This window comes from Sellimonas intestinalis, assembly GCF_001280875.1.
In the GTDB taxonomy this organism is placed as follows: domain Bacteria; phylum Bacillota; class Clostridia; order Lachnospirales; family Lachnospiraceae; genus Sellimonas; species Sellimonas intestinalis.
Genome location: NZ_LGAJ01000017.1, coordinates 1 through 20,814, shown reverse-complemented (window position 1 = coordinate 20,814; position 20,814 = coordinate 1). Strand labels below are relative to the sequence as shown.

The window sequence follows — 20,814 nt, the reverse complement described above, 5'->3', positions numbered from 1 at the left end:
TGGTGAGAGATAATTTTGTGGAATAAAATATGTGGGTTGAATGATTGTGAGGATATATAAATGTAAATGGAATTCTCTGAATAAGTTCCGGATAAATTTATATATACTGGAGGTTATGTAAAGAGCAGTATCTGTTAAGTGATGTATTGTTTTCTGTCATCATACATTCTAAAAGTTAAGTAACAAGATAAGAATGGAATAACATAATTAATTGGTAAAAATATCAATATTGTAGTAGGAGCTAACTATATAAAAATCAAGTAGTTTTTTAACATTGAATTTTAGTTAGTAACAGTATATACCTTAAAAATATGTGAATAATTATGGATTTTGTGGCACAACAAATAGACCTTGCAAAGAAGGTTCGCTGTAATAAGCTGGGTTGTAATTTTAGCTATATCAGTAACGCAGGATCAAAGACCTGTCTGGTACTTAAAAGATGATAGATGACTCTTAAAAGTTTTCTAATACAGTGCCCCTGAGCACATCTGTGCCCTTTGCCTTCGGCTAACTTTTTCTTGTAATAAGAAGTGAAGACCCTGTTGTGATTGATAACCGGCAAGATAATCTGATACAGCGTTTTTCTCAAATATCGGGAACCTTTCTTGGTTATTGCAGTATGCTGGGCGAGAAACTGACTGGATTCATAGTGATATGGGGCAACACCTGCAAATTTGATGATTTGGGATGCTTTTGTATAGTTGCAAATATCTCCTAACTCCGCTAGAATAGAAGTACCAGAGAAGTGTGAAATTCCTGGTATGGAGAGGATAGGAGAGTTATTTTGCAAGGAGAACTCTTCTATCTTTTTGTCTATTTCAGAAAGTTGTTCTTCTATCATTTCAATCTGACATACAAGGTGTCTGATCTGAATTTCTTCAGCAACAGAAGGTATGCCGACAGAAGCTTTGGCTGCTGCTTTAATCTGTTTGGCAGAAAGTGAAATTCGTTTTCCACGCCCATTGTACTCAAAACATTTCCGGATGGTTCTGATATCGGAGTTTGCAATCTTTTCAGCAGAAGCAAATGTTTTCAAAATATTCATGTAAACAATGTCATACTTTGACCGGAATAAGGAGTTAAATTCAGGAAATACAATATCAATACATTTCTGAAGTCGGGTTTTTGTAGACGTTTAATTCCTCTTTCAGATTGTGATGGTGGCGTGTCAGCTGCTTTTGTTCATAAAGGTCGAAACGGTTTACTTTTGTAATGCGATAAGGTTTTTTACGTGGATTAGATCCGATCACATCACAAATGGTCAGAGAATCAAGGGGATCGTTTTTGGTAATGCCGCCCTGGAGTTTTCTGGTAAGGTCAGTAGTTGTTGGGTTGATCAGAGCAACAGTATAGCGACGGTCAAGAAGATATCTGGGTAAGGCAAAGTGATAATGCCCGGTATCTTCCATGCCGATAAGAAGCTTTGATTTGTCAAACTGCTTAGTTTTCTGATAAGAAATAGGAATCCTTCTTGACTGTTATTAAAAACCGAAGGATTAGCTAGTATTTCTCCAGTTTCTTTGTCAATGATGGAGAAGGTGTGCCGGTTTTTATCGATATCAATTCCGACTAAAATCATGATAATACATTCCTTTCGTAAAAAATATGCAATGTGTTATCTACAGCACTTATTTCGTAAAACCTGGTACAAGATACGAATTCAAGACTCATCTAACTAATCATTATTTATAAATAAGGAGTGGTGAGAACCTCCTACAAGTAGTTAACGCCACAGGAAAATAAGATACAAATCCACATCACATATTTACATCATACAAAGGTACAAAACCGTAATCAACCGCGGATTAAAAGGTTGATAGAAAGGAGAAGGTGTATCTGTAAATGACCATTAGATGAGTCAATTACAATATACCAGGAAATAGATGATCGAGTTTCAGAATATAACTAAAACCTATCGTGTGGCCAAGCGCAAGGCGGGCTTCGGTAATGCAGTAAAAGCTTTGTTTTCTCGAGAATATGAGACGATACACGCTTTAAGTAATGTGAGTTTTCAAGTTGCTGATGGCGAAATAGTTGGATATATTGGACCTAATGGTGCAGGTAAAAGTACCACAGTAAAAATAATGTGCGGAATTCTTACTCCAGATAGTGGAAACTGTATTGTAAACGGCAGAAATCCTTGGAAGGAACGAATAGCATATGTTAGAGAAATTGGAGTAGTATTTGGGCAACGTAGTCAACTTTGGTGGGATGTTCCAATAATTGATAGTTTTGAGCTTTTTAGAGATATGTATAGAATTGAATCTAAGGTTTACAACGAGAACTTGGAAGAACTTTCAACATTATTGGATTTGAGAGAATTACTTAAAACGCCTGCGAGAAATCTTAGCTTAGGACAGCGAATGAGATGTGAAATTGCAGCATCTTTATTGCATAATCCCAAAGTCCTTTTTTTAGATGAGCCAACCATAGGATTGGATGCAATCTCAAAAATTGCAGTACGGAAGTTTGTAAAAAAAATCAACAAAGAACGTGGCACAACGGTGATTATTACTACACATGATATGCAAGATATTGAAGCATTAACAGAAAGGGTTTTACTTATTGGACATGGAAAAATTCTTCTTGATGGAAACATAGATGAGCTTAAGAGAAGGACTTCAACAGAAAAGAAAATAGATATTAAATATGATGGTAAACCGCCTGCAATTTGTAATGGTATGAAATGTCGGAAAATTAAACAAAATCAAATGAGTATTTTTTTAGATCCTCATATCCTGTCTGTTCCTGATGCTATAGCTTTTTTTGCTGCTCATACAGGATTAACAGATATATCAGTTTCAGATATTTCCACTGAAGAAATGGTTGCTACACTTTATAAGGAGTATGATATATGAAAGTTTATTTTTCACTATTCTATATTCGTGTACTTAATGGTTTACAATATCGTACCGTGGTTATTGGAGCGATACTTACGCGATTTGTATGGGGAATGATGGAAATTCTAGCATTCAATGCGCTATACCGTACCGATGGAACAGCATTTGTAATGACCTTTTCGGAGACTGTTTCTTATATTTGGATGCAACAAGCATTATATGTTCTGTTTCAAGTAGTATATAGTGATAGAGAAATAGTAGCATCTATTAATGATGGCTCTGTTGCTTATGAATTAGTGCGACCGATCAAGCTTTATAATAATTGGTTTGCTCAATGTATGGCAAATAGAATTTCACCAACGCTGTTAAATTGTATGCCAGTATTAATTATTGCAGCACTAGTACAACCCAAATATCGGATACATTTTCCACCTTCTGTGAATTTAGTATTGTTTTTGATATCAGCAATTTTGGCTCTTGCTTTGGTTGTCGCGCTGGCATTGATAATGCATATATCAATGTTTTACACTACATCGCCAAGAGGAATCAGGATTATTGTAACCGCTGTAACCACTTTTTTTTCGGGAGGAATAATACCGTTACCATATTTTCCTGAACACGTATTAGCAATTGTTGAATTACTGCCATTTGCTTCCATGCAAAGCACTCCATTACTTATTTATAGTGGTTCACTTACTAGTGGGGAAGTCGTGCAAAGTATCGGAATACAGTGTGTATGGCTATTGGTTTTAATTGTGATAGGGAGAGTTCTTATGAAGCGAACTCTATCAAGAGTTGTTGTCCAAGGGGGATAAATATGAAATTCTATTTAAAGTTGTTTACTATAAATCTAAAAAGTCAAATGCAATATAAAATATCTTTCTGGTTGACAAGTTTGGGACAATTTGTAACAGCATTCACTTCTTTTTTTAGCATACAATTTATTTTCATGCAGGTGAATGCTATAGATCAATTTACTTATGGACAAGTGCTGCTTTGCTTTTCCGTTATTATGATGGCTTTCTCAGTTGGGGAAGCATTGGGGGGAGGATTAGCGACCTTTTCCTATATAGTTAATTCAGGGAATTTTGATCGTATGCTTATAAGGCCTAGGAATGTAATAATGCAGATTATTATTCCTAATATTGATTTAACACGTATTGGATTGTTGATTCAAGGGACAATCGTGATCTGTATTGCAATACCTCTTAGTGGTATTGCATGGAATATTAGTAAAATCATTTTATTAATTGCTATGGTTATTTGCGGAGCGGTTTTGTTTTTTTGCCTATTTCTTATTAAGGCTACAGCATCATTTTTCACAATTGAAAGTTTGGATTTTTTGAATATTTTTACATATGGAACAAGGCAGTTTGGACGTTATCCATTTTCAGTCTATGGATCTAAAATATTATGGATTTTAACATTTTGTATTCCATTAGCTTTGATACAATACTATCCGCTTTTATATTTGACAAATAGAAGTTCATCCTTATGGTATTTTTGTGCCCCTTTTTTATCCTTAATTTTTATCTGTCCATGTTATTTGTTTTTTAAAATGGGATTGCATAGATATAAATCTGCAGGTTCTTGATAGAAAACGACTATATACTAATATGTATTTGGTGAGGAGTTTGTAATGTCAAAAAATAATATATATATAACATATTTGTACAATAGTGGTTTTATTGCTGAAACAGAAAAGCATTTAATGATATTTGATTTTTGCTTAGGGGTATCAGATGTGAATACGATAAATGCAACAGTTTTGAAAAGTAAGCCATATGTTACTGTATTTGTTAGTCATGCACATAGAGACCATTTTAATCCCATGATTCTTAGGTGGCGTGTAAGAAGGCCTGATATTCAATATATTTTTTCGGACGATATTCCAGAATTAGATAATGTAATAAGAATGAGATCAGGAGAAGCGATAGAAATAAACAATATGAATATTATAGCATTACCAAGTACTGATATAGGCGTTAGCTTTTTGGTTACAGTAGACGGGTTTGTAATATACCATGCAGGAGATTTGAATTATTGGAATTGGCAACAAGAAAATAATTCTATAGAAGAATATCAAATTCGTCAACGAAAGGCCAAAATAGCTTTTCAGAGAGCTTTATATCCACTCAGGAAGGAAGAAATTGATGTGGCTTTTTTTCCAGTAGATCCGCAAATTGGTAGTAATTATGACGAAGGGGCAATTTACTTCATAAATAATTTCTCTCCTAAAGTTTTTGTACCCATGCATTTTCGGCGCGAATATGCTGTTTGCGAGAAATTAAGGAAAAAGCTTGGATCTTCTGAAAGCCAAGTTTTCTGTATTTCGCATGTAGGCCAAGTTTTTAGCTATCATAAAGGATAATATTATATTAGCCTTAGTTATGTATTACTGAAATTTGTAAAATAAAAAATTTAAAAGAGGGATGCTTATGAATAATAAACAAATTTTTAATTACAATGTCGAAGTATATGATAAAGCTCGCCCGCAATATCCACAAGAACTCTTTAAAGATATATTATTATATTCAGCAATTGGGTCTCAAAGTAAAGTCTTAGAAATTGGGATTGGTACAGGGCAGGCTACAAAACCTTTTTTAAATATGGGAAGCATTGTGACTGCAATTGATATAGGAGATAAACTAATTGATTATGTGGCTGAGAAATATCATAGCTTTAATAATTTTCACGCTATATGTGATGATTTTGTTAAATATGATTTTAATCATAGTCGATTTGATTTAATTATTTGCGCTACAGCATTCCATTGGCTCCCAAAAGATCTGGCTTATAAAAAAATTATGGCATTATTAAAGCCAGGTGGTACAGCTGCATTATTTTGGAATCATCCCTTCCCTAATAGGACAACAGACGTCAGTAATTTAGTAAATCAAAAGGTTTATGAAAAATACCGGCCTGAATCAAAACCGCCAATAGAGTTTTCAGAAGCTGATTGTTCACAACGTTGCGAAGAATTAGTAAAATATGGTTTTTTTGATGTTCAAACAAAATTGTACCATAGGGTTCGTACTCTTACCTCTGATGAGTATATTTCTTTAATTAAAACATATTCAGATCATAGAAAGCTGCCTGTAAATAGACAGGTAGAATTTGAGAATGCAATGAAAGAAGAACTGGATAAGATTGGTGGGAAAATCAATATCTACGATACACTGGACTTGTATTTAGGAAGGAGGTAATTGATTTAATGTGTAGATCAGGTATATTTAATAATTTGGGAGTGCCAGATAATCAAGTGCTACTTCAAGATGTATATGAAGAATGTAAAGTGGTCTATGAATATGAAAAAAATATAATTTTAAAGTTATTAGGGAATATGTGCATTGCGATTGAACATGTGGGAAGTACTTCTGTTAAGGGGATGGTTGCAAAACCAATTATTGATATAGCCGTCGGAGTCCATGATTTGAATATTCTAAAAAAAATTCCTGCGATAATGATAAATGGAGGGTACCATCATTTGAGTGAACATGGTGACAATGATCGATTATTATTCATAAAAAAGAAGCAGGGTAAATGCTTTTTACATATCCATGTAGAAATATATCAAGGTGAATCGTGGGAGAATCATTTGCTTTTTAAGGAGTACTTGCAAAAGAATTTAAAAGCGCTGTCGGAATACAATCGATTAAAAAAGGATTTAGCAGCAAGATTTTCTGATGATAGAAAACAATATACTAGCGGCAAAGCTGACTTTATTCAATCTTGTCTTGGCGAAATAAGAAACATTCAGTATATTAAATAAAAATATTGTTAATATGTAACAATGAACGAGTGAGAGATAAATAATGGAAGCAAGCTTTGCTGGTGAGGAGGGCTAACATAGAAAAATTAACAGAATGTGTATAGTTTTAAAGATTATTTCTATATATTATGTATGTGATGCAGAGGTGAAAGTAGATCAGCTTATTTTAGGCAATATCACATAAAGGAGCTTCCTGTATAGTTTAAAGTGTGGACGTTGAAAAATGAAAATACCTCAGAGTACAATAAGACTACTGACTTGGCGAGTTGGTAAAATCTTATTGAACAGAGAGGTATCTATAATGAAGTTTAACACACAGAACGAAAAATTGAAGCGATTACAGAAACAACTTTGGTACTCGGGATCGATGTCGGAAGTGAAGCACACTATGCCAGAGCTTTTGATTATAGAGGTATCGAGTATTCAAAGAAACCTTTTAAATTTAGTAATAAAGAAGCTGGATTTGTGACATTGAAAGCGTGGATCCTGGACATCAAAGAAAAACATGGCAAGGATAAGGTGGTTCCGGGAATGGAACCTACCGGTCACTATTGGTTCAATCTCGGCAAGTTTCTTCAGGATAACGAGATGAAACCGGTGCTTGTGAATCCTCACCATGTAAAAAAATCAAAAGAACTCGACGATAATCATCCGACGAAGAACGATCGTAAGGATCCTAAAGTTATTGCAGGACTGGTTCGGGAGGGACGCTATATGATCCCATATCTGCCTGACGGTGTTTATGCTGATCTTAGAACAGCATCGAACATGAGATTTTAGTTACAAGGGGAACTTACAAGAATTCACAATCGGATCAGTCGTTGGTTCAACATATATTTTCCTGAATATAAGACGGTATACGGAAAACCAGATGCCAAAAGCGGAATGCTGATTCTCAAGAAGGCTCCACTTCCGAAAGACATCCTGACGTTAGGTGTCGAGGGAGTGAACCAGATCTGGCGGGATGCAAAGATTCGTGCAGTTGGAAAAGCGCGGGCAAAGACCCTGGTAGAGGCTGCAGAGCACAGCGTTGGAAGTAACGAAGGAGAGGTATCGGCAAGAATGGAGCTCCGAATGCTTCTGGAGGATTATGAATCCAGAAATACACGTCTGCAGTAGGTAATGGCTCTGATCGAAGAGCTGATAAAACAGATTCCGATGGCGGAAAAGCTTTTGGAAATCAAGGGTGTAGGAATCAGAACAGTATCTGGATTCCTTGCAGAAGTTGGAGACATCAGCCGCTTCAATAACCCGAAAGAACTACAGAAACTTGCAGGGTTGGCACTGGTAGAAAATAGTTCCGGTAAGCATAAGGGCGAGACAACAATAAGCAGACGAGGTCGTAAGAGACTTAGATATTTGCTCTTTGAGGTTGCAATGTCGCTTGTGGCAAAGAATAAGGAATTCGGTGAATTGCATCACTACTACACGACCAGAAAGCTGAATCCATTAAAGAAGATGCAGTCACTCATGGCTGTAGCAGCCAAGTTGCTCCGAGTCTTTTTTGCAATGCTGACGAAAGGTGTGGACTATGATCCCCAAAAGATGATCAGTGATATCAAAAGACCGGCAGTTTATTTGCAGGCAGCCAAAACGAAACAGATAACCATATAGGAGATTGCCATGAAGGCAGTCACGGAACAAAGCAGAATGTAACAGATAACGTCCACTGATCACAGTGCTGATACAGGAAGCGAGTCAGTAATCAATGATACAAAGAATGAGCCAGTAGTCGTCAGGAATGACCACCATAGGGCAAAGACCCAGCAAAGGAGCATAGCTGACACCCTGGCTATGGGCAGGCAGGACGAAGGAAGTTAGGACCTCTGGAGACAGAGATGATCCTGGTGGATATAGGAGGTTAGCTGCCATAGAGGGGCGGGTATACACAAGGCCAGTAAAGCGAAAATCAAAGACGTTCTATTTTGTGTACCCTTTATCCGCTATTTCAGTACCTGATACATCGAAATGCTCATAACTCCGGCTTATTCTCTGAGATTTATAGGGCTGAAAAGCCCGTGGTTTCAACAAAAAATACTTGATTATATGAGGAGATGGTTTTGAATGATTAAATGTGAAAATTAGTGAATATGATATGGAAAAAGATGGAAAAATAACATGCTTAAAGAGTATAAAAAGAATAATAGTTCCTGAGAATTAAAAGATAAATTTTGAATGGCAAAGAAAAACTAAGATAAAATATAGCATAATAATTCAAGAAAGGATTGTAAAAGTATGTCAAAGAATGATATTTGTGAAAAGGTAATGGGAATTTTAAAACAAATTTTAGATTATAATAATGGTTTAATACCGACAACTTATACAGAAGAGTTTGGGGAAAGACTTAGTTCAATTGAATTTGTAACTTTTATTGTTGAAATTGAAAGCGAATTTGAGATAGAAATAGATGATGATGATTTTGAACTAAATAATATGGATACAGTAGAAAAAATTGCTAATTTAGTTACAAGATATTTATCGGAAGAAGCTTCTCAATAAAGTTGAGGTATTTAAATATGAAAAGAGAGAATAGTTTGATAGTTGATCCGAGTCATAGCTTTTTAGATATGCCTCTTGGGGAACCATTTATTTGTTCTTTTAGTGGGGGGAAGGATAGTGTCTTAGCGTTATCATTGGCTAGTGAAAAAGGGAATGCTAAAGGATTAATTCATTGGAGTAATAAACTTACAAGTACGTCCACTTTTCATGAACAGTCAATTTCTATAGTTAAGCAGCAAGCTTTAAACTTAGACTTACCGCTTACAATCACATCTTTTTCCCCGAAAGAACATCGGTTAGAGCTACTTAAAATATATGAAGATTTTGCATCACAAGGAATTAAAAGTATTGTTTTTGGTGATATTTATTTGATGGATTCTGTGAAGCTGCAGTCAATTTTATGTAAAAAAGCAGGATTAATTCCCAGGTATCCTCTTTGGGAAAGGAATTACGCTGATTTAATGCGGAATATTAATAAACATGAAATTATAAGTATAATTTCAAGAATTAACATTGAGAAATTAGATTCGAAATGGTTAGGAGTTGCATTTAATCAGGAAGTATATCAAGAATTTATGAAATTGGATATTGATCCATTTGGAGAAAATGGCGAATTTCATACAACAGTTGTTGATGGAAAAATATTTAAAAATCCTTTAAAGTATAGCATTAATACAACTGAAAATACGAGTATAAATTTAAGTATACATAGTTTATCAGATAACACACTTAAGCTGATTTAAGTTTTGAAAGGATATCCTATTATGACATATAAACTAGAGAATCTTTTTGGCTATCGTTTTTTCGAAAAAAAAGAAGGACCATTAGTTACAATAAGAAAGTACACCAAAAAGGAAGTGGATGAAATTGGGAAACGGGCAGGAATAACAAATATACAAGAGATATATGATAACCGTGTAATTATCGAAAATTGGTTATATAGGCAATTTGTAAAAAAGGGGGGGCAACCCCAAATTAAAATCCCTTACTATGCTGCTGTATATGATGAACTTCCAGCGGATAATCAATTACATGTGCGTTTTCAGGAGCCTCAATGTATTCGTATACCGATGAGTGCTTTCCCTAAAAATTGTGTAAGCTTTACATATGGACAATCTCCTAGAGCTCTAACGAGAAAAGACAATCATCCAACTAGACGCAAACTATTAACATGGGAAGAAGCAGAATGGGCAATCAACAAATTTCCATATGATCATAACGAAGGTACATGGTTGGAAATGCAAATATGGGAAGAAAGTACTATTCAGCATTTTTATAATAATAAAAATAATCTATATGTTAAAGATTTTAATGTTTCTCAGAGGATGTCAGAAGCAACAAAACAGATGGTATATATGAAATATTTTCCCTATATACGGATGTTACCATCGAGATTGTTTTTCGACGCTAATTCTGTGCACGGTGTGATGCATGCATTACGAGTATTTGTATTGGCTGATAAATTGGCCGAAGATCAGAAGCTAGATATTCAATTGAAGAGTATTCTTCAATGCAGTGCCTTATATCATGATATTGGACGTAATAATGATCAAATTGATGATTTTCATGGATATAGGAGCTATGAAGAAATACGAAAATTTGGCATTGTTCTTCAAAAATTTCCATTTAAACTGCAAGAAATTATGAGATTTGTTATTGAAAATCATCCATTTGATGATCAGAAAGCAGTAGAGAATATAAAAAAATATAGTTTGGGTGATTCAGAGCGTATTGAAGCAATGAAAGTATTACATATTTTAAAAGATGCAGATACCCTTGATCGTTGTAGATTTGGTCATATCAATTTAGATTATTTAGCTCTGGAAGACTCAAGAAAATATGTTTCTTTCGCATATCAGTTACTTACGATATTTCGCGAAAAAATATAATAAGTGTTTATATAATAAAAAAGGAAAATGCATTATGATTCTAAATGGTTATTACTTATTTGTTTACTCAGAAATAGATCCGGTATTAAATGTTTTAGGAAAGTCTAGAAGACATGACCATTGTCTTTCGGTTTTTTACAAGAATGATATGGATATTACATTGATCTGTCATCATGAATTTGAAAGATATAGTGGTTTTAAACATCATAATATAGCTTTTTATAGTAAAGAAGATGCAGAGATATTTATTAATACATTATTAGAACCATATTCTTTATCTATAAATGATTTTGTTGGAATATATGGTTTACCGGGACTGACAGCAGATACAGATATATCGTATACAAGTATAAATGATATTAAAGATATTTCATATCATTCAATCTGTCACTTATTTTCAAGTTTGTGTATGGATACCGAAAAGTTTTATAACAACATAATTCTTTCGCTTTCATTTGATGGAGGACCTGATGCTCTTATTGATAAAAAAATTGATGGAAAATATTATTTTTGTGGTGCGTTATCATACAAGGGAGAGATAAAATACTTTCCTATTTCATCTCCCGGCGGTTATTGGTTATATTTGAGTGATTATTTTGATATGCCAGAAGGAACCTTAATGGCATTAGCGTATGCTACAAAGGCAAAAAGCTTGGAAACATTTAAGCCACTTTCAAATTATTATAAAGCATCAGATAGGACGATATTTATTGATGAAATAAACAAAATAATTGATCGAATCATGGGATATAGCGATTCGGATGAAGGAGTACTATTTGTTAAAGAAAATGATACGAAGTTTTCAGAAGTAGAAACTAAAATTAGTATGATTGTTAAGGTAATTCAAGAGTTATCGATAAAAAATGTATTTACGCAAATTGACAAAATATTATTAGATTATTCGCTTATTTCTTCTGATATTATGGTTGCGTTATCGGGTGGTTACGCTCTAAATTGTCCAACAAATTCTAAAATAATGGAAAAATATCATTTCAAAGGACAGTTATGTGTGCCATGTATAAATGATAGTGGACTTAGCTTGGGAATGGGGTTGTATTACTTCTTTAAAAATTGTAAACAGTTTAATTTTAAGTTAAGTAGTGCTTACTATGGTTATAACGATAAAGAAAATCTTTTTGGCACAATTGATGACTTTAGATACTTTATAGCAGATGTAACTAGGGGCATATCCCAAGCATCCAATGATATCCAAAAATCACCTGTTGTATGGATAGATGGGAATGCGGAAATTGGACCTAGGGCCTTGGGCCATAGAAGTATATTAGCAAACCCAATGAATATGGAACATAAAAATTTACTTAATTTATATAAGCAAAGAGAATGGTGGCGACCAGTAGCTCCGATTATTTTAGAAAAGTATGTAAAAGAATGGTTTGAAAATGGTTTTTCTTCGCCGTATATGTTGAATAATTTTTGTGTGGATAGTACTTTATCTGATCATGTTTTGGGAATACTCCATCTTGATGGCACGGCGCGAGTACAGACCATTGATTACAATTTAGATAATAAGCTTTGGAAAGTAGTTTCTGATTTTTATGAGTTAACTGGAATTCCGATAATTAGTAATACTTCTTTAAATGATAAAGGAGAACCTATCGTTAATACCATTGCGCAAGCTTTAAATTTTGCATTACGAAAAAAAATAAAAATAGTTTATGCATATGGGTATAGAATTGAATTATGTAATCATAAAGATTATGGGGAAAAGAGTCCCCTGATAAGATTTAATAATTTATTCATATCCCATGTAAAAGAATATAAGAAAATTATCAAACAAATTAATCCACACGGTCTTTCAAAAACAGAATTGCTTATTTATATGTATAGTCCATCATTATCGGTCTACGATATAAAAAATTATACAGAGGCAATGACAGTGCGCAATATTGTTAGAAAGCTGAAAAGAGTTAGTGGTGATTTAAAATTTTTTGAAGTATAAGATTGCTATACTAAGAGATTGATAATGCTGTGTAATATTATTAAATTTATAGCTTCAAAGGATTTGGCTTTAGGAAATAAAAGACATTTCTTAGCTGAATATATCTAATAATACAGATAAAAAGAAAGGATATAATTCATTCAATTCTCCAGAATTAAAGTGTAACTGAGCAAATTAGTAGGGATTTTTAAGGCTAAGCCAGTTGTAAATAACTATATGTCTGAATCTCTTGTATTATACTCAGATTTCTGGATGACGTATAATTAATTTCGCAAAATCAATTTCATAAAAATAGACATGGTCTATAGTCGTTTGGTAGAATTAAGTCACCACAACAAAACCCATCAAAGGAGGCTATAGAACCATGTCTGATAAGATTATACAGCTAAATGAAGATTTAATAAAGCACGATTTAAAGGATCTTGTCCGCAGCAGTGTGGAAGAAACCTTAAATGCCCTGCTCGATAAGGAAGCCGATGAATTAGTCAACGCTGAAAATATGAGCGCTCCTCTGACCGCCAGGGATACCGCTCCGGCCATTACAAGCGAAATCTCCATACTACCGCAGGGGAAGTCGAACGGAAGGCTCCTAAACTGAAAGGGGTCCCTTTCGAGACAGCCATCATCGAAAGATATCGCCGCAGGGAATCTTCCGTGGAAGAGGCTCTTATCGAGATGTATCTGGCCGGTGTATCTGTCCGGCGTGTGGAGGATATCACCGAGGCTTTATGGGGAACGAAAGTATCCCCCGGAACCATCAGCAACCTGAATAAAAAGGCTTATGAGCATATCGAGATCTGGCGTACCCATCCGCTTTCCGGGAATTATCCGTATGTTTACGTAGATGGTGTTTACCTGAAACGCAGCTGGGGGGGGCGAGATCCAGAACGTTTCTGTTCCCGTTGCCATTGGCGTCAGCCAAGATGGCTGTCGGGAGATCCTTGGCGCTGCGGAAGGCATGAAAGAGGATCGTGAGAGCTGGCGTTCTTTCTTTGTATGGCTGAAAGAACGAGGGCTTACTGGCGTACGTCTGACCATCGGTGATAAAAATCTCGGTATGCTGGAGACCATTCCGGAAGTCTTTCCGGAGGCCAGATATCAGCGCTGTACTGTTCATTTTTACAGAAATATATTTTCTGTTACACCCCGGAACAAGATGAAAACGGTAGCTCTTATGCTCAAGGCGATCCATGCGCAAGAAAGCAAGAAAGCTGCCCGTGAAAAAGCAATCCAGGCAGCGGAGAAGCTCCGAGCCAGGAAGCTTGCCAAAGCTACCAGGAAGGTGGAGGATGGAATCGAAGAAACCTTAACCCTATATGGATTTTCCTACGCAGCATTGGACCCGGATTCGGACCAATAATGCGATTAAGCGCCTCAACCGTGAGATTAAACGCCGTACAAAAGCAATCGGCGCTTTTCCCGACGGGCAGAGTGCCTTGATGCTCGTATATCCCAGACTGCGTCATGTAGCAGGAACCAGTTGGGAAGCCAGACGCTATATGAATATGGATCATCTTTTCAAATTAGAAGAGGATCTGCTGTCTGATATCATAGCCGGCTGACTATCGGCTGCCAAACGGCTAGGTTCTGATTTTGCGAAAAACTATTGACACTATCGATTTGTGATTACTCATTATAGATCCGTAATGATAAGTATCTATATAAATACGAATTCAGTAATACAGCCTTACATTCAAAGGCTTAGAGTAACTTGTATAGTAAAGACAATCATTAGCATTTAATGCTATTAGCTACTAGATACTGTAAATGACAAATATGTTAAAATACGGTGGGGTGAAACTTCTATATAGAAACGTTATATAGGCAAAAATAGGATAACCGAATGTAATATTGACAATCAGGTTATTGTAAATCGTGTAAAGATTTGAATAACGGTTTGCGGTTTGTGATACTGTACATATAACAATATTTTATATCTATGAATTTAAAGTTACTATTGACTATCTCATTATTATTCAATTAGGAGAGTTAGGTATGACACATACAAGATATAATAATTACGTGGATTTACACTTGCATACCACTGCATCAGATGGGAGGCTTCTCCCAAGTGAATTAGTAGAGCAAGCTATTATAAAAGGGAGATCTGCAATAGCAATTACTGATCATGACACCACTGCAGGGATAAATTCTGCAATTGCTACAGCTAGCAATCACAATATTGAAGTAATAGCTGGTGTTGAGTTTTCTGTCCAATTTGTACCCACGATGCATATTTTAGCACTTTATGTTGATATCGAAAATATTGATCTAAAGAAAGAATTAAATAGACTAGAAAAAGTACGTTGTCGTTTAATCGCAAAAGCGTTTTATAGAATACGGCAGTTTGGTATTAACATCTCACCTTATAAGCTGAGGGAAGTCGTTGGAGCTATTACTATCTCCAATTTGAAGATGTATCTTATTTCAGAAAACATGATAAGTAAAGGAAGTGATATTGATATAGCCCTTCAGGATATTTTAAATGATTGGAAGAAGGCGCTTCCAAGTCCGAAAGAGTGTATATCATTAATTCATAAATGTGGTGGGCTTGCTTTTTTAGCACATCCTATTTTATTAGGGTATTCAAATGAAATGTTAGAAACTATTATATGCAATTTAAAACAATGGGGGTTAGATGGGATTGAGGTAGAACATCCAGCGCATTCTAGTGTTGAGCGTAAACAACTTGATAAAATGTTACAAAAATATTCGTTGATAAAAAGTGGAGGTAGTGATTATCATGGAAACAAATACAATATGGATGAAACCATAGAAATTTCTCATGATATTCTGAAACAAATAAAATTTTTACGAAAGGAGAAATACGATGTTTGAATGCCCAAAAGTTTTGTTCATTAATTGTTTGGGAAGTTATTTCTATAGTATTCTACAATCTATCGGGGGAACAATAGCTGAAAAAGAATTATTATGTTATTTATCATCTGGTGCTTTAAGATATGAAAAATTGAATCCAGACGAGGTATATGAGAAGTATAAACAAAATCCTTGGGGCTATCAACCAATTAAAATAAAAAATAGCTGTGGGAAAGATATGAGCATAGATAGTTCTTTTTTTAAATTTTTGCTTTGGAATTTTAATATATCTACTCAAGTGAAAACTATAGAAAACGTTGAGTACTTAATAAATGATTTGATAAATAATTATAATAGTGGAATAGCTTGTATATGTAATATTGACGAATATTATCTTCCTAGTAATAATGAAACTTTTCAAAAAAAACATAATAAGCATTTTTTGCTTATGGATAAAATTGATTTGAAAGAAAAGTCTGTTAGACTGATTGATTCCGAAAATCCGCGACCAATCATTTTAAAGTATGAAGAGCTAAATAGCTGTATTGTTAAAAGTCTTTATAAAAATAAACTATTATATACAATTGACTATAAAGGCTATAAATTAAACAATTATTCATCTACATGTTTTTTTAATTTGAATATGCTATTTAGTTTAATGTATTCTATGCAAGAATTAATGATGGAAATGATTGAAATACAAAATAAAAATGAAAAAATAGAGTATTATTTCTGTGGATATTATTATACGATATTGTCTAAGATAATACCATATTTTATTATGATAACTGCTTTACTGCAAAAAGATGACGAAAATTTATACTTAGAAAGCAAGCTAATATTAAAAGAACTTAGAGGATTAATTAATTTTATGCGATTAAAGATCTTTAAGAGGCAATATGATTTGAAGCCGATTTTAAGAAAGATACAGATAACACTTAACAACTGTGAGTCTTTGGGGCTTAAAATATAATAACAAAGGGGGAATTGATAATGAATACTAGCCAATATTATCTGAGCTGTGAACATTTGGAATATAATGTTGTGTTTTTTACAGATCGTATTCGTGTATGTTGTGGAGATGAAATAAGAAGATCTAATTCTTTGCTTCCGGGAATTGCAATTGATGATATAAATCTTGACAATTTGGATGATTTGTTATCAGAATTTCGTCAGTATAAGGAGCAAATTGTGAGAGATATTAATTCGAATAAACCGATAATTTGTAAAGGGTGTAAATATTTACGCAAAGATTATTGGGAAAAAAGCGCTACTTTTAAGTTGGTAAATTTTTCGACTGATTATCCTTGTAACTTGAAATGTTCATACTGTTTTCAAAATTCTAAAGACTATAATTACAAAACTAATTACGATATTTATAAGCTCATTTCCAAGGTATTACAAAGCAAATTTATATCTAAACAAACACAGTTTATTTATGCTTGCGGTGAGCTTGGCATCCATCCCAAAGCGCAAGAATTGATACAATTTTTTGAAGGAAACAAGGTATCTTTTTTTACTAATGCAACAAAATATTTTGAATCCATGCATCAGTTGATATGTAAACCTCAGAATAGTATGCTTGTAAGTATAGACAGCGGAACAAAAGAAACCTACAGGAAAATTAAAGGTGCAGATTTGTTTGAGACTGTGTGTGAAAATCTTTGTTGCTATGCAAAAAATAATGGGAATGTTATATTAAAATACATTTTGACACATGGAAATACTAGTATGGATGATTTAAATGGCTTTATTGATTTTTGCGTTAAGGCTAATATACATAATATTAGGATTGTATATGATTGGAATATTACGGTGGCAAATAGTCAAATGCAAAATGCTGCAATTTATTTATTACATAAAGCTAAAAAGAGAAAAATAAATTGCTATGTAGACGAATCTTTTACATGTGAGCGGATGTGATATAGCGTGTATGAATCTAGACATATGGATGAATTTTATAAAATAAAAATTTGCAATGCAGTTCAGCAAGAATATGGTTTGCATATATACAAAATAGCTCCAGCTAACCGAGGAGTTTATGGAGAAACATGGATTTTATATGCTAACCACTTAAGATATTTTGTGAAGATTGATTATTCGTCGGATCACCAAAAGATATTTGCAGAGAATTTAAATGTTCTTTCTTATCTAAAAGAGCAAGGAATTAGTTTTGTTAGTAGTGTTATAAAAAATAGAACGGGAGAGAATTATATTTTTTTTGATGGTGGAGTATTAGCAGTGTTTGATTTTATTGATGGAGAACTCTCAAAATCATATCGAAAAGAGTCACTTTTTGAAATGTTAGCCCAAATTTATCTTATTCCACCATTAAATATTAAAATAGCACAAGAGGATTTTAGTACGGATTGTGTAAATTATGTAATTGAAAATATGAAACGGTTAGAAGAACTGGATGAACATAAAGATTTAATTTTAGACTATGCTTACCGCCTTTTTGAATGGGCAGATTTTTGCAGAAAAGATCTAACAAATTTATTTATTACTCATGGAGATAGTGGAAGTAATATTATAAAGAATAATGGAAAGCTATATATTATCGATTGGGATACGCCAAAACTAGCTGGTCCAGAGCGAGATGCATGGATGTTTGTAAAGGATATTTCTGATATAGCATTATTTAATTCTGCATTATTTAATTCGGATATAAAATATTCTATAAAAAAAGAAAGATTGGCATTTTATTGTTATTATAATTATTTTTATTATTTAAAAGATCATTTATTCCATTTTATAAGCACAAAAGATGATATGATGAAGAGAAGAATTCGAGGGTTTGTTCGACGGTTTTTCTTTAAAGGATGGATTATTCAGCAAATAAGTATTATTGAAAATTTGTAATGATGAGTTTTGTTTTTAGTCAAAAATAAAATTATTTGGCTATATAGTCTTCTGATTTCAATATGAATGGGGGAGAATCGTAAATTAATAGGTGACGTGCTAGATGTAAAAGATATATTTCAATTCGAAATGCATTTGCACAATAAACGGCTTTAATTCAAAATACCTTTAGTTTTGATTTGGGACTACGGTAGTTAATCATATTATTTTTTTTATATTAGGTTAAGGTGATGATTGTATGAATCGATTATATGAGTTTCTAACTAATGCAGGAGTATCTCCTGCTAAATATTTGTATGAGAATGAATGCTTTTATGCATTATTAGATTTAAAACTTCAGAATGAATTTGCTCTATATGCAAAGCGGGATCTTCGAGCGAATAGTTTGGTAATACGTGAACGCTATAAACTTATACAAGACGTTTTTGAGGTTATTAAAGATATGGATTATGCTGTGATTAAAGGTGCTGTTTTGTCTCAAAGTGCATATGGAAATATAGCATATCGTAAAAGTGGTGATGTGGATTTATTTGTCTCACCAAAAGATATTAGTGAATTTAAAATTCGCTTGAAGTCTTTGGGATTTATACAAGGGTATATAAACGGAGGTATTGTAAAAGCGTTATCGAGACAGGAAATTATCTTTCATTCAACCTTGACACATCAACTAGCACCTTTTTGTCGTCAGGAATTCGGTTTATTTAATAAGGCTGTTGAAATAGATATAAATTTTAATATTATGTGGGGAGAAAGCGACATAAATATGGGGATAGATAGGTTTAAGGATGGAATAATAAAGGAAAAAATTCTGGGCAATCCTATAAAGAAGTTGTGTCCTATTTATGAGTTTATTGTACTTTGTTTGCACCATTATAAAGATTTGAATTCGATCTATTTATTATATACTCGAGGATTTCAAGTTAAACATTTAAGTGATATATATTATTACTTAATGAATCATATAGACATTACACCTAAAAAACTTTTTGATGTGACGCAGAAATACAATGTCGGAGCTTATGTTTATAATTGCATTGCGTATGCTTTTTGTTTATTTGATGATGATTATTTGATTCCATTTTTAAAAATCTTATCAAATGATTATGCTCAATATCTGTTTCAATCATTTGGCCTAAATGAGTTAGAAAGACAACAATGGAGAATCCCATTTGAAAAACGCATAGTTTCAACTGAATTACATAAAAGTTTGTGTGAAGTATTATCAGCAGAGGATCTAAAAAAAATAGAGACTAATACATTAATGATGCATTCATTTTAAAGGTGATTAAAGTAATGTGTTGATTCAGATATAAAAATGAAACAAAAGTGAATAAGTGATATGATATCCTCAAATAGGAGACGAAAATATAAAAATCTACTTGGAGGATCTTATGTTTAAGAAAAAGAAAATTAGCAAAGCAAAGATAGCATGTCGTGGATCGTGTAGAAGGAGACGTTGGCTAATAAATGCTATCCGGGTTTTTCAAAGAATATCAGCAGAGTGGGACAGAAAAGTACTGGAAAATTGTGCATCACAGAAAGATCTGGGGGGATTTTTCCATGTTAAAAAATTACCTAATTAAAGATATAAAAAGTCCAGCTAATAAATGTCAATAGCTAAATGAAAAGTATTTTTCTCTTAAAAAAGGGCGCACTTATCCCTTGGTGTAAATATCATTTTTTCAAAAGATATTGTTTTGTTGGATTTACAGTATTTTATGCAGCTATGTCGTATTTAGCAGCATTGTATTGTTGGATATGCTCCTGTGGAGTAATGATTTCAAAAGGTTTGTTATCTCTTAGTATTGCAAATATCATGTTGCATACCTTGTGAGAAACAGCACCCATTGCAACAAGCTTTGGCTTTGATTCACATTTTTTGCGATAGTAATCACGGAGTACAGGATTTTTAGCCTCTCCTGTGTGGGATGTACCGATGCTTTGTAAAGTAAGTGTATGAATAACTCGTCGGGCGACAGCAGAACCTCTTTTCGACATTTGAATTTTGCTGCCTTCAAATTTGCCGGATTGTTTTACTGCCGGATCCAGACCAAAGTAAGCAAAAAGCTGTTTTGACTTTGAAAAAGCAGAAAAATCACCAATCTCTCCCATAAGGGATACGGCAGATAAAAAACCAGCCCCTTTAAACGTTTTGATTAAGTGGATCTGTTTGAC

The 20,814-nt window shown here is 33.7% G+C and carries 19 protein-coding genes and 2 pseudogenes; 18 read left to right on the top strand and 3 right to left on the bottom strand.

Annotated features, from left to right (window positions below; all coding sequences use genetic code 11):
- Positions 1-394 precede the first annotated feature (394 nt).
- A complete protein-coding gene (locus AOA56_RS16230; protein ID WP_202030820.1) occupies positions 395-1,045 on the bottom strand; it encodes a transposase in 651 nt (216 codons plus the stop codon).
- A 55-nt stretch (positions 1,046-1,100) separates the two neighbouring features.
- A complete protein-coding gene (locus tag AOA56_RS16225) occupies positions 1,101-1,409 on the bottom strand; it encodes an IS110 family transposase (protein ID WP_202030819.1) in 309 nt (102 codons plus the stop codon).
- A gap of 474 nt (positions 1,410-1,883) precedes the next feature.
- On the opposite strand from AOA56_RS16225, the gene AOA56_RS13985 reads away from it, so the two are divergent.
- The 18 genes and pseudogenes from AOA56_RS13985 (at position 1,884) to AOA56_RS15955 (ending at position 20,222) form a co-directional block, all read left to right on the top strand.
- The gene (locus tag AOA56_RS13985) at positions 1,884-2,858 is read left to right on the top strand and encodes an ABC transporter ATP-binding protein (protein WP_024734100.1); all 975 of its coding nucleotides are present in this window, start codon (positions 1,884-1,886) and stop codon (positions 2,856-2,858) included.
- On the top strand, positions 2,855-3,655 hold the full coding sequence (locus AOA56_RS13980) for an ABC transporter permease (protein WP_053769922.1): 801 nt from the start codon (positions 2,855-2,857) through the stop codon (positions 3,653-3,655). Before AOA56_RS13985 ends, AOA56_RS13980 begins: the two co-directional genes overlap by 4 nt.
- Before the next feature lie 2 nt (positions 3,656-3,657).
- Entirely contained in the window at positions 3,658-4,434 is a 777-nt protein-coding gene (locus AOA56_RS13975; protein WP_024734101.1) for an ABC transporter permease, read from the top strand.
- Between the two features lie 45 nt (positions 4,435-4,479).
- On the top strand, positions 4,480-5,211 hold the full coding sequence (locus AOA56_RS13970; protein WP_024734102.1) for an MBL fold metallo-hydrolase: 732 nt from the start codon (positions 4,480-4,482) through the stop codon (positions 5,209-5,211).
- A 67-nt stretch (positions 5,212-5,278) separates the two neighbouring features.
- Positions 5,279-6,046: a class I SAM-dependent methyltransferase gene (locus AOA56_RS13965; RefSeq protein ID WP_053769921.1), complete on the top strand. Its 768-nt coding sequence runs from the start codon at positions 5,279-5,281 to the stop codon at positions 6,044-6,046.
- 8 nt (positions 6,047-6,054) lie between these two features.
- Positions 6,055-6,612, top strand: a complete 558-nt coding sequence (locus AOA56_RS13960; RefSeq protein WP_053769920.1) for a GrpB family protein — start codon at positions 6,055-6,057, stop codon at positions 6,610-6,612.
- 301 nt (positions 6,613-6,913) lie between these two features.
- A pseudogene (locus AOA56_RS16745) lies at positions 6,914-8,226 on the top strand (IS110 family RNA-guided transposase).
- 621 nt (positions 8,227-8,847) lie between these two features.
- Entirely contained in the window at positions 8,848-9,111 is a 264-nt protein-coding gene (locus AOA56_RS13945; protein ID WP_024734104.1) for a phosphopantetheine-binding protein, read from the top strand.
- 17 nt (positions 9,112-9,128) lie between these two features.
- Positions 9,129-9,854, top strand: a complete 726-nt coding sequence (locus tag AOA56_RS13940; protein WP_053769919.1) for a Dph6-related ATP pyrophosphatase — start codon at positions 9,129-9,131, stop codon at positions 9,852-9,854.
- A gap of 21 nt (positions 9,855-9,875) precedes the next feature.
- On the top strand, positions 9,876-11,000 hold the full coding sequence (locus AOA56_RS13935; protein WP_053769918.1) for an HD domain-containing protein: 1,125 nt from the start codon (positions 9,876-9,878) through the stop codon (positions 10,998-11,000).
- 34 nt (positions 11,001-11,034) lie between these two features.
- On the top strand, positions 11,035-12,960 hold the full coding sequence (locus tag AOA56_RS13930; RefSeq protein WP_053769917.1) for a carbamoyltransferase C-terminal domain-containing protein: 1,926 nt from the start codon (positions 11,035-11,037) through the stop codon (positions 12,958-12,960).
- Positions 12,961-13,324: 364 nt separating this feature from the next.
- Positions 13,325-14,522 (top strand): annotated as a pseudogene (locus AOA56_RS13925) (IS256 family transposase).
- Positions 14,523-14,955: 433 nt separating this feature from the next.
- Positions 14,956-15,798 (top strand): PHP domain-containing protein, encoded by an 843-nt coding sequence (locus AOA56_RS13920; protein ID WP_051411968.1) that lies wholly within the window; start codon positions 14,956-14,958, stop codon positions 15,796-15,798.
- Positions 15,791-16,750: a hypothetical protein gene (locus tag AOA56_RS13915; protein WP_053769916.1), complete on the top strand. Its 960-nt coding sequence runs from the start codon at positions 15,791-15,793 to the stop codon at positions 16,748-16,750. The genes AOA56_RS13920 and AOA56_RS13915 overlap by 8 nt, the downstream gene beginning before the upstream one ends.
- A 20-nt stretch (positions 16,751-16,770) precedes the next feature.
- Entirely contained in the window at positions 16,771-17,700 is a 930-nt protein-coding gene (locus AOA56_RS13910) for a radical SAM protein (protein WP_024734110.1), read from the top strand.
- Positions 17,701-17,724: 24 nt separating this feature from the next.
- Positions 17,725-18,639: a phosphotransferase gene (locus AOA56_RS13905; RefSeq protein ID WP_024734111.1), complete on the top strand. Its 915-nt coding sequence runs from the start codon at positions 17,725-17,727 to the stop codon at positions 18,637-18,639.
- Positions 18,640-18,877: 238 nt separating this feature from the next.
- On the top strand, positions 18,878-19,918 hold the full coding sequence (locus tag AOA56_RS13900) for a nucleotidyltransferase family protein (RefSeq protein WP_024734112.1): 1,041 nt from the start codon (positions 18,878-18,880) through the stop codon (positions 19,916-19,918).
- 112 nt (positions 19,919-20,030) lie between these two features.
- Entirely contained in the window at positions 20,031-20,222 is a 192-nt protein-coding gene (locus tag AOA56_RS15955; protein WP_147323278.1) for a hypothetical protein, read from the top strand.
- Positions 20,223-20,355: 133 nt separating this feature from the next.
- Here the strand turns inward: AOA56_RS15955 and AOA56_RS13895 are convergent.
- Positions 20,356-20,814: transposase (locus AOA56_RS13895; protein ID WP_156316941.1), on the bottom strand; the 459-nt coding region annotated here is incomplete at its 5' end.